Here is an 11,213-nt window from a genome sequence, read left to right on the forward strand (position 1 = left end):
CTGTAAAAAAAAACCATTTTTCTTAATGTAGTTTAAACGGCTTCGTTAATTTATACCTTCATTCATATTGATGACAGATGAAACTTGGCCTGAACATAGGATAATTCAAATGGTTGACTAATATTAGAAAAAATAATATTATAGACACATTCAGTCTTTAATTGGAGGTGGGATTTTGAAGTATTCCAAGGCAACGAATTATGCACTCCATACCATGGTATTTTTAGCTTTAGCACCTAACGGAAAAACAATTGGAGTACGCCCTTTGGCAGAAATTCAGAAGGTATCGCCAACTTACCTTTCAAAAGTTTTAACAAAGTTGGTTAAAGCAGGTTTTGTTGAATCTACGCCAGGTGTAAATGGTGGGTATAAAATAGTAAAAAATATAAAGGATATTTCTTTTTTAGAAATTATCCATGCTATTGAGGGAACAGCGTCATTATTTAATTGTAGTTTAGATAATGATTTGCACAATAACCATCATTGCTTAATTCAAGAAGTAATGGAGAAAGCAGAAAGAAAAATGGAAGAACATCTTAAAGAACAAACATTGGAAGCTATTATAAAAAAAGTTGATGAAAAGACAATTTCATTTATAAATTCTGAATCAAGTTAATACATTTCAATTAAGGATATTAGTCTTTAATAACTTTAATTAAAGGGCAATCCACTAGGTCAGTGTTACGTTGTATCTAAGATGTAATGCAATAAAATTTTCTTAAAGAAGACCATTGGAAGACCCTATAAAAATATTGTTGAATGTCTAACCTAGCTTTACTTATTATTTTAGTTTTTAAATTTTTTTACTACAATTAAGGACATTAGGTATCTTTAATATCCTGATTAATTTTTAAGGGGGTGCGTAAAAGTAATTTACTGATAAAATTATATGTTTTAACATATATTAGGGATAGAGGGGATAAAATAATGTTTAAATTTCAAACAGAAGATATACAAAAAATTGCAAGTTCAGAAAGTCTACAAAAGGCTTTATATAAACGAACGTTACTTGTTATATTACTATCACAAACGCTAGGAGGGGCTGGATTAGCAGCAGGTATTACAGTTGGTGCGTTACTTGCTCAACAAATGTTCGGTGTTGAAAGTTTAACAGGATTGCCAACCGCACTATTTACTCTAGGTTCTGCCCTTTCTGCATATGTTGTTGGAAGAGTTACAAATTCTTTTGGCAGAAGAATTGGACTTTCTTTTGGATTTATTGCCGGAGGACTTGGAGCACTCGGTGTTGTAGTAGCAGCAAATTTAAATAGTATTATACTTTTATTAATTTCGTTATTTATTTATGGCGCAGGTACATCAACGAATTTACAAGCACGGTACGCAGGTGTCGATTTAGCAAAAGAAAATCAACGTGCAAAAGCGGCTAGTATCGCAATGGTGGCAACTACATTCGGTGCTGTGGCTGGTCCTAACCTAGTTACGCCAATGGGGCATGTAGCTGAAGGTTTAGGTATGCCCACACTCGCAGGACCATTTTTACTCGCAATGGTGGCTTATACTCTAGCGGGACTTGTATTTTTTATATTTTTAAAACCCGACCCATTAATGGTAGCACGTGCAATAGCAGAAAATAATAAGACAAAGGCAGAAACGCCTACTACAGATCATTCTAAGCAACAAGTTCAGCGCACCGGGGTTATGGTTGGAGCGATTGTGTTAATTTTAACTCATATTGTTATGGTAGCCATTATGACAATGACACCCGTTCATATGCAGCACCATGGTAGTGGATTATCAGCTGTTGGGTTAGTAATTGGCCTTCATATTGCAGCGATGTATCTTCCTTCACTAGTTACAGGTTCACTTGTTGATAAAATAGGACGTATGAAGATGGTTGGAGCATCTGCTGTTACATTAGCAGCTGCAGGGTTATTAGCGGCATTAGTTCCGGGAGAATCAGTTGTATGGATTACTATTTCACTCGTTTTGCTAGGTTTAGGCTGGAACTTTGGTTTGATTAGCGGAACGACAATTGTTGTTGATTCAACAAATGTTCAAAACCGAGCTAAAATACAAGGGTCCATTGACGTTGGTGTTGCGATTGGCGGGTCTGCCGGCAGCATATTATCAAGTTTTATTGTTGCGTTCTCTAGTTATACGATATTAGGTTTTATCGGTGCTTATCTTTCATTCATGCTAATTCCAGTCATCTTATGGGTAAACCTGAAAAAGAGAAAGGCAGTAAAGACTAATAATATTTAAATCTTTAACATTAGTGGTTCATTAATCAAAAAGGTTCATAGGAGTATAGGTTGCTGGGATTATCAGAGTAATCATGGTTTTTTTTGAAGATGCCTTTTCGGACAGATAGCATACGGATTGACCGAAACGTATTGCACTCTAAACAAAACCTAATCATAACCCTTTATGGAGAGAAGTTTGACATCCTTTATCTCCAAGGATCGTAAGATTTATCAAAGGTGCTCTCATAAATCTAGCCTCCTATGTATCCTTTAAATGTAATGTTCCTATTGGGAATAAATCCACCATTAATAAGAATTATCACACCGTTACCCATAAGGGTTTTTCCATCAATTTCCTGTCACTTTTCGCTATTATTTACCCCCATTTTGGTTTTACTATTCTTGTTGCGGTTTTAAGTGTACGAAACATTTTTACATTCCTGAATCAATTAACATCCCCGTTTGCTATTTTTTAATACTTTTAAGCTTTTCTGCAGTATTTTAACAACTGCCTTCTCATCTATCTTTTTCTTCATAGTATTCACTGAGAGTTTCAATGGCCCAACACTTACTCCTATATTTTCTCAACTCCTGGGAGCATTTCAGTCTACTTTTATGTTAACAAATGTTTACAAACATCGCTCCCTCATTTAAAGCGCCAATCTTAACCGGTTCAAGGTGTTCACTCCATGCTTTCTTCCGCCTTTAACAATATATACTTCACTAAACCCGGCTTCTATTATTTGTTCTGCAACAAATCGTAACGAGCAGCCTTTTGCACAGCTACGTAGATTTCTTTATCCTTTGGGAGCATCTCTACGACAGGGTCTGCCCCTCCCAAGAGTTCAAAATAGGGCTTATTAATGATTTCAATATTTGGTCCTTCAATCTCCCAGTCATCAAAATCATCTGTAATACGGGCGTCAAGAATAAAAAGATCTTCATGGTTGATACCTTTCGAGCTAATTCTTTCACTGATATGATTTTTACACTTTGTTCGTTATCCATATGTTTCCCATCCATTATTTTTCAATGGTTTCGGGCTCATAACCAAGAACCCTTTCACCGTTGATTTCGATTTAGGTAACTCCCATCTGCCCAGTTGTTTTAAACGGTTTTTCTCCAGCTTCCACCGGATGTATGGGGACCGTCCGGTTAAAATGCTTTTCAGTGTGTCTTCAATTTAAACCAAATTCATAGGAGTCGCAGTTTCGCTTATTCTATAGAAGTCATTGATCTCTAGATGTTGCTTGGGCTATTTGAAATAGTTCAATTGCCCATCGTGACAAACGGCTTCCACTTATTTCTTCTGCTGCCAGGTTAAAGCGTAGGATGTTCCCCTTTAGTATCAGTCACTTCCAACAGTCGAAAAAGTTTTCCGCCCCGGTTTTGTGTGGTGCCAATATAAATCACTTTGTCCAATAAAACTAAGCCCCTTTCTCTTAAGTGAGGGGGCTTAGAGTTTCCCTTGTATTCTGTTACCGTCAGTCACTCAATCATGCTTTGTACCATGTTTGTCAAAACCCCTTTATGGAGCCAGTCTTTCTGAATGATTAACATGATCTATTTCGCCAATTCCTGGTGACGATAGATGTTTTTGAGAAGAATTAAAGTCTAATATCTAATAAAATGGCAAAGTTGGTTCAATGATATTATGCATCAGCCGGTGTCTGGTTAAACACTGAATTTGGCAGTGTATCAAATAATCAATCGAGTTTTAGTTGGTAACAATATGCACATTTTTCAAAACCATAGATCTCATAAAAACGATGCGCTTCTTCTCTGGCAAGACCTGTATCTAAAAACATTGCAGTACACCCTATATCTTCAGCTAATTTTTTAGCATGATCCATCAACCTGCGTCCGTATCCTTTCCCACGGTCTTCTTTATTAGAAATAATACTAGATACGTAACAAGATTTTCCCGAATGCCAAAACGTATTGAAATAAGTTCCATGACAAAATCCTCTTACTTTTCCCTCATCATAAAGGAAAAATGCAAAATCATTTTCATTTTCCAATACTTCTTGATATACCTTCCTAATTGTTTCTTTATCATATTCATTAGACGTCCATAGCTTCTCAATATAATCAAATGCAATATCAAAATCTTCCATTGTTGCATTTTTAATTTCCATTAAACATCACTCTTTTCTCTAATTAGATTCTTTCTATTTGGATAGTTTCCATCTGCTTTTAAAAATAAGTTGTTGAATCTCGTATTAGCTTTTGTTGACGGATAATTCATTGTTGCAACGAAAGTATCCCCGCATAGACAATTAAATTTATCGATTGGACAACTGAATTCTTTCTGTTAAAAAAACAAGTAAAAACTTCTACTTACTCATACAATAATGTGTTACTTTTGCACCAACAGCATATTCATTATTCAATTTTATTTCTAATCAAGTCATCAGCGGAAAAAAGTAGTGCCAAAAACAGCATATAAGAAATTTCGGTTTATTACAACTCTTTTGATTGTAACTACCAGGGATTCCACTTTTTAACTATAATCCCAAAATCCTTAAGCAAACCTGTCATCGGGATGGTGATGGATGCACTCCACCTCCACATGGTCACACAAGGAATCATTCCTCTTTTTCCTAGCTTTATTTCTGACAACAGTGTACGAAACAGTCTGTTGGCTTTGTTCTTCTGTGTGCTCAGGTTTAGGAAAAGGGGAATCATCTTCATCAAACAGGGATCCTTGCCCATTGGGCGCATTGTATTTGGATTTCTCCGTTTTGGATCCGTAAAGGAGTTTGGTTAAGTGTTAAATTTGATGTGTGAGCGATTCGATCTGCTTGAGCGATAGATCCAGCTTTTTCGATAAGGCTTGATTCTGTTGATTCGCAACAACTAGTTGTTCTTCCAGTAATCGGGTGATTTTTTCGGATTGCTGATCGCTTGCCACATCATTCACCACTTTCCGTCCGGTTTTGTTCCTTCTATTATAACGGGTCAGGAGTGCGGATGAAAATTTTAAAATGCGCCTTGTGGCGAAGGCTGAATCGCTTTTGGCTGTTGGATGGACAGACCTTCGAGCAGCCAGCGGAGCTCCTGCTGGGTCAGGTTCTTTACTTCCTGTTCATTCCTTGGCCATTGAAGCTTTCCGCTGTCCAATCGCTTATACAGCATGGCGAAGCCATCCCCATCAAAATACAGACATATATACCGGTCCTTTTTCCAGCCGGCGAACAGAAAAATGGAGTCGCTGTATGGGTCAAGTTCGAAAGAGTCCTGGATGAGCGCAGCCAGACCGTCAATTCCTTTTCGCATATCGGTTTTCCCGCAAATGATATAGATGTTTTGGACAGAGGTATAATCCTGTCTCATCGCTGGATCAACTCCCTTATGATCGTTTGGATGATGCGCCCCTCCACGCCGTTTTGGAAGGTGATTTCGGCATTTCCCAGTTTAATCGTACAGAGACCGGTGGAATTTGCAGAAACAGTTGAAAGGCTGGTGTCTGGTAGGGGATGCAATGTTACGGGGACGATGGTAATTGGTTTTTACGGCATTAAGAAAGCACCTCCTTGGTTGATACATTGATCATACTAGGAGATGCTTCATCATGATATGCGTTGTTTGATTGGGGGCTTACCACAAAATTATAACGGAGATACCCCACCTTGTTTTCCACATTCCCCTTTTCATGTCCGCTCCGCGGATTACAGGCCTGCACTTCAAATCTTTAAAAGCCGGCAAACTGGAGGAACTCTTCTTTAAATGTTGCTTCCTCATTTTTTCCCCTGGGCCGAATTACTGCCGCCTTCAGGTTATCAATTCGGACCTTCTGGGAACGCCGCCCAATTGGTGGAAGATTGTCTGTAACCCATATAAAAAGCACTCCTGATTTTCACTGGGCAATGGCACGCAATAGGCTGCGTTGCTGTAAGGGAGAGTCAGAAGTAGGCAATGCACATCGATGACCTTCCCATCTTTTACTGCTTCTGTCATCCCAAGATCCATCTGTGCCTCAGCCGGCGGATGATGTAGCCGTTCCGCATTCCAATCCCTGTCCTCATCGCCCTTTTCCTTGCCTTCACGCCAATCTTTGATGAAGTAACAGACCGTGCGATAGGAACCGGTGGACCCCATATTCTGAAGCTCCTCAAAGATTTTCTTGTTGGTCCTTCTTGACTTTCTCTTCAGCTTCTCATCTTCAGCCAACCAGCCAGAGACAATCTCCCCCTATGGCTCTTCGTACATCATGCCGCTCTTCTTTTGAACATTTTCCTGAGGGACTTGGTCGTCATCTGCATATTTCTTGGCAGTCCTCCAGTTGATTCCCAAAATTTTGGCTATTTTATTGATAGAAAATGATTTCTGATTCATTAAAAGTTTGATACAATTGATTTCGGACATTGCGAGCATTCCTTAAGACCTCCACTGTGATTGATTCGACACCAACTACAGTAGAGAAGATTTGAATGGCTGGCAAGGTCTTTTTATCTTTTAAATAAAGTACAAAGTTATGTACGTTTATGTTTCATAACTCTGCCACTTCTATTTTGCACTACACAATAAATACAAACTTTAAAAAGATTGATATGATAACATCTATAGTTAATAGAATTATATTTTATATTCATTTATACTGACTTTTGTAATTTTTATAGTCAAAACCGAATTTAAATTATATATAAAGAGGCTTTTTAATTTGTAAGATATTAGAGTTTTAAATACTACTAGAATTAACAATAATTTTAGATAAGCAATTATTGCTAAAAGCTCTTTTTGGGAATGATAAGAAAGTGCCAATAAAATCATGCAGAGTTAAACAGAGCTTCATGGAATAATTATCAACGAACTAATTACCAATAGCTATTCATCTGATACCTCTAAGAAACGGCAAACATAATAAATTAAGTATTGACCCTAAAATAAATTGAAGGAGTTTGTATCAGGTTTTTCATCAGACTTTTTGATGCCTGTTCTATTTAAAATCAACCATTATTTTTAGCTATAATCACACAAGGAGGCCAAAGTATACAGCATCGATCGGGATGAACAGGCCAATTGATCCTAATCTTTTCAACGATTCCTGGAAGATGTGCTAAAACCTTATCCAGAAGACACATAGTCATAATCCTTATAAGCAGGGTCCATCGTTCTAAAGCAATTGTCACTTTTCTTGAAAAACATCCGCGCTCGAGCTTTGATTCTTTGTCTAAATACAGTCCCAAGCTAACGTGCCATGCATAGCGTATAAAAGTGAAATCATTAATACCGGATATGGACCAGGGCTTAATAGTGTAATCGCTTCGATCAATCATTTTCACCATTTATTTTAGCAATTATTGCTGTATACTAAACTCATTAAGAAGTTTGATCCAAGTATAATTTGGCGTTCTCGTAAGATCTTAGTTTGATCATTGAGAAAATTCCGATAACTGGACCTATGCTTAATACTATAAAGACCCATTCCCAACCAATTATGGTTTGGAGCCATGGTATAATATTAATGGAAACAATGGTAAATAAAAAGCCAATACACATTTGGAACGTTAAGGCAGTTCCTATATACTCTCTATCTGCAAATTCTGAAACTGCGGCGGAAAATTGAGCTGAATCAGCAATTACAGAGCTCCCCCACAATAGAGAGAATAAAATAGTTAGCCATATATGGCTTCCATAAGTCAATCCAATACTGAATGCACAAAAGGCACTCATTGCCATTGCAATGATAGTGAGGTTAGACCGCCCAATTTTATCAGCCACAAATCCTCCTATAATACATCCAATCCCCCCGCAAATACCAATTGATAGAAAAGAAACTAAGGAACTAAGAAAAGGATTTATTGATGAAGAATAACTAAGAAAACTAGTATTTAGGAATAGAGGCAACCATGTCCATGCGGCATATAGCTCCCACATATGCCCAAAGTACCCATAATTAGCGAGCATTACCGGTTTATTATAAATTACTTTTTTTAATAACTTAATAGAGAATCTAATATTAATTTTTGCAATGGGCGCATCCATTACAAACCAATTTATTATTATAGCTGCTATTATAGAAAGCAAGGAGCTTAAAATAATTACCACATTAATATTTATATTATTAAAGTATAGTAAGATAAAATGAGGTAAGGAAGACCCTAACGTTAGTGCAGCAATCAAAACACCTGTTGCTAAACCTCGTTGCTTTGGAAACCATTGTGTAATTAAGTTGACTGCAGGAGGATAAACCCCAGCTAGAGTGACTCCTGTCAGAGCTCGAAGAATAATACCAATATATGCTTGGTCTACAAAAATGATTAAAATATTAAATATTGAACCAAATAAGGACGAGCCGGCAAATATTTTCCTAGGATTTAATCGATCTGAGATTCCGAAAAAGGAGCTAATTAAGGAGCCAATAACAAAACCGCCTGGTACTGCCGCACTCAGCCATGCTTCCGAAAGTAATGTTAATTGCCAAGCCTCTCTCAAAGCCGGAGCAATAACAGAAGCGCTGAACCATAGACTCATAGAAAATAAAACAGCTATTCCTATAAGTGTTAAAGCGTACCACTGATTCACCTTCATAGGTAAATGTCCTCCTAGTCTTATGTAAACTGATACAAGGTGCAATAACCCTGTATCAGTTTAAAGTTAACCCATTCAATTCATTACCAATATTGCACTATTGATCCGTTAAATTACTTTATTTTACTGATTTAACTTACAAATCCATCAACTGCTAAGCACAGATTTCCTTAGCTCGGGACTAGTAGTGGGTTGATTTTAGCCTACTTACGTCAAGCCTTGGGACTTCAAAGCTTTAACATTTATTTTAAAAAGGCTGGTGTACAGTACCAAATAGAATAGTTGAAGTACCAAACTATAAATAGTACTAAACTTGACTCTTGCATTTTTCAGATTCCTGTCGCTTCGGTAGAACTAGGACGTCCTGTCCGCCGGAGGGCCAGACAGTGAGGTCGTCCTTCAGACTTCATTGGATGAAGTAAAGCGACCTTGACCCGATGGCGCCTGAAGGCGGGCTCAGGAAGCGACATCCTGTCCGTTGCTTGACATAACACATCACAGTTTAAAATAAAAATCTCATCTAAAATTTATACTTTTCTATCCCGTAAAAAAGACAATGGGACGTGAATCTCCAGCTTTTGATTGAGATCTCTTGATATGTTCAACGACAAACTGGAAGCCTGTTTGAATCTGACATGCTTCATCACTTTCAGACAACAAGTTGACAAAGAATTGTCTGCTAGCTTTTATTTTCTATAACATAGGAGCATACTCTTTCAATGAGATAACAACAAGCTTTAGATTCAGTGATGAAGACACATAAAAGCATTTGCCGTCATTTCATGCATATTCCCATTCAATTTCGCTGGAATTACCGTAACTCCAGCTGCAAAACTTTCCATTGCTTATCCTAGAGCAAATGTGGTGTCAAAACCAAATAACTTTCTGCCAAAGTGAGACATTTGGTCTTCATAGAGAGAAGTCGTATGTGTACCTACACATAAAACGTCTCTAACAAAGAGTTCAACCGGGTTTCCGCGATACGTTGCAAATCCTCCCATCACAAGAAGGACTTTTGTGGCAATGTCCACACAATGCTGAATAATTTCCGCTCGTATGGCACCAAAATCTGCAGGACCAATATCGCCATCTCTGTCAAATTGTTCAAGCATTTCGATATAGCGATTCATTAATGTTTCTGCCTGGATATATTTCATCTGAAGCGTTGCATATACTCTTTGGCTTCTTGGATGTTCTTTTTCTTTCATTCCATCCATATCCAATCGGGTTCTTTTTTCCGTAAATTTCTTAAATTCCTCCAAAAGCCTTTGTGCTCCTCCTAATGCCACATTTGGAAATCCCATGAAAGTCGTACTATAAAATGGCATATCGAAAAGTGGGTAATCCTCACTTGTTAAATCTTCCGGAGGTGCGTATTCCGTATGGATTTTTGTTATATTTAGCACACGGTATTTCGGAACCCTAACATTTTCTAAAATAATTTGGTTGCTTCCTGTACCACGAAGCCCAAGCGTATCCCAGTTTTTTACTATTTTTATATCAGAAGCCTGTACAACCAGACAAAGCTGCTGTGGTATACTATTTCCCTTCTCAAAGATCATTGCATTAACTCCAATCCAATCACTGTATAGACAGCCGCTTACAAAGTTATATGTTCCAGATAAAATATAATGATCGCCACTATCCGTTACTTTACCTACTGGGGCAAAAATATCAGCATTAATTTTCCCCGCCACTTCATCTCGAGCTTTTTTTGGAAGATAAGAAACCCATACATTATGAATCGAATAAAGAGACGCCAACCATCCTGCCGAAGGGTTATGTTTAGAAATTATCCGTATTAATTTTGCATACGTTTTCAAATCAATTTGTGGGCCGCCATACGACTTCGGCAATAGAAGGTTATGGATGTCTGCATCTTTAATTGCATCAATAACATTCTGTGAAACCGTTGCATTCGCTTCCGCTTCTTTATATTCCTTCTCAGAAACTTCCCCCACTTTTCTTGCTGCGGCAAAAAGTTCTTCCACGTTAAACGCTTTTTCTACTGTTAGATTAACCATATTTTTACCTCACTTTATTGTTTATTGTTAAAAAAGGAGGGTACTTCCGACAACTATATGCCTGGAATCTCTCTATCAGTTTAAGTGGATCCAAACGCTCTTCACTTCTGTGTAATTTTCCAAAGCGGAAGATCCCATCTTGCGTCAAATTCCGGATTATTTATATCCAGCAAATGGGACCGCGGCATTCGTTAAGTTGTAGCAGTTGGCCCACACCGATCCTGCTTTTAACTTGCCAGCGACAATGTGAGGGTTCTTTAGGTTCATGGTCCAAAGTCCCGACCCAAGCCCATAAGGACTGTTATTTGCACGTTCAATGACTTCATTGAATATTGCCATGGGATAGAGCCAGCTTTGCCATCTTTTTGAGCCACTTGTGACATAAAATAGAGCCACCTATGACATGGGTGAGCCACTTAGTGATTAAAGACATTCCCCCGGCCGGGGGAAT

General features: G+C 37.9%; 8 protein-coding genes and 2 pseudogenes. 2 read left to right on the forward strand and 8 right to left on the reverse strand.

The genetic code is table 11. The annotated features are described in order from the left end of the window. Nucleotides 1-175 precede the first annotated feature (175 nt). The gene (locus tag ACFSCZ_RS16555; RefSeq protein ID WP_380775492.1) at nucleotides 176-616 is read left to right on the forward strand and encodes an RrF2 family transcriptional regulator; all 441 of its coding nucleotides are present in this window, start codon (nucleotides 176-178) and stop codon (nucleotides 614-616) included. A gap of 311 nt (nucleotides 617-927) precedes the next feature. Continuing rightward, nucleotides 928-2,223, forward strand: coding sequence for an MFS transporter (locus ACFSCZ_RS16560; RefSeq protein WP_380775494.1), 1,296 nt, complete (start codon nucleotides 928-930; stop codon nucleotides 2,221-2,223). Between the two features lie 1,687 nt (nucleotides 2,224-3,910). Here ACFSCZ_RS16560 and ACFSCZ_RS16565 read toward each other — a convergent pair. The 8 genes and pseudogenes from ACFSCZ_RS16565 to ACFSCZ_RS16605 form a co-directional block, all read right to left on the reverse strand. Continuing rightward, nucleotides 3,911-4,342: a GNAT family N-acetyltransferase gene (locus ACFSCZ_RS16565; RefSeq protein ID WP_380775496.1), complete on the reverse strand. Its 432-nt coding sequence runs from the start codon at nucleotides 4,340-4,342 to the stop codon at nucleotides 3,911-3,913. 398 nt (nucleotides 4,343-4,740) lie between these two features. Further along, nucleotides 4,741-5,127 (reverse strand): annotated as a pseudogene (locus tag ACFSCZ_RS20170) (transposase domain-containing protein); the annotation flags it as partial. A 59-nt stretch (nucleotides 5,128-5,186) separates the two neighbouring features. Continuing rightward, complete coding sequence (gene tnpB / locus ACFSCZ_RS16580) at nucleotides 5,187-5,540, reverse strand: IS66 family insertion sequence element accessory protein TnpB (RefSeq protein ID WP_380775499.1); 354 nt, start codon at nucleotides 5,538-5,540, stop codon at nucleotides 5,187-5,189. Between the two features lie 438 nt (nucleotides 5,541-5,978). Continuing rightward, entirely contained in the window at nucleotides 5,979-6,377 is a 399-nt protein-coding gene (locus ACFSCZ_RS16585; RefSeq protein ID WP_380775502.1) for a hypothetical protein, read from the reverse strand. A 21-nt stretch (nucleotides 6,378-6,398) separates the two neighbouring features. Further along, on the reverse strand, nucleotides 6,399-6,581 hold the full coding sequence (locus ACFSCZ_RS16590) for a hypothetical protein (RefSeq protein WP_380775504.1): 183 nt from the start codon (nucleotides 6,579-6,581) through the stop codon (nucleotides 6,399-6,401). 945 nt (nucleotides 6,582-7,526) lie between these two features. Further along, a complete protein-coding gene (locus tag ACFSCZ_RS16595; protein ID WP_380775506.1) occupies nucleotides 7,527-8,738 on the reverse strand; it encodes an MFS transporter in 1,212 nt (403 codons plus the stop codon). Between the two features lie 845 nt (nucleotides 8,739-9,583). Further along, nucleotides 9,584-10,762, reverse strand: coding sequence for an acyl-CoA dehydrogenase family protein (locus tag ACFSCZ_RS16600; RefSeq protein ID WP_380775509.1), 1,179 nt, complete (start codon nucleotides 10,760-10,762; stop codon nucleotides 9,584-9,586). Nucleotides 10,763-10,837: 75 nt separating this feature from the next. After that, nucleotides 10,838-11,089, reverse strand: a pseudogene (locus ACFSCZ_RS16605) (aldehyde dehydrogenase family protein); the annotation flags it as partial. Nucleotides 11,090-11,213 lie beyond the last annotated feature (124 nt).

This window comes from Siminovitchia sediminis (assembly GCF_042680885.1).
Classification (GTDB): domain Bacteria; phylum Bacillota; class Bacilli; order Bacillales; family Bacillaceae_C; genus Siminovitchia; species Siminovitchia sediminis.

Coding starts and splice junctions, on each gene's coding strand:
- ACFSCZ_RS16590 (WP_380775504.1), bottom strand. CDS start 6,581: ATGCTCGCAATGTCCGAAATCAATTGTATCAAACTTTTAATGAATCAG.
- ACFSCZ_RS16565 (WP_380775496.1), bottom strand. CDS start 4,342: ATGGAAATTAAAAATGCAACAATGGAAGATTTTGATATTGCATTTGAT.
- ACFSCZ_RS16600 (WP_380775509.1), bottom strand. CDS start 10,762: ATGGTTAATCTAACAGTAGAAAAAGCGTTTAACGTGGAAGAACTTTTT.
- tnpB (WP_380775499.1), bottom strand. CDS start 5,540: ATGAGACAGGATTATACCTCTGTCCAAAACATCTATATCATTTGCGGG.
- ACFSCZ_RS16595 (WP_380775506.1), bottom strand. CDS start 8,738: ATGAAGGTGAATCAGTGGTACGCTTTAACACTTATAGGAATAGCTGTT.
- ACFSCZ_RS16560 (WP_380775494.1), top strand. CDS start 928: ATGTTTAAATTTCAAACAGAAGATATACAAAAAATTGCAAGTTCAGAA.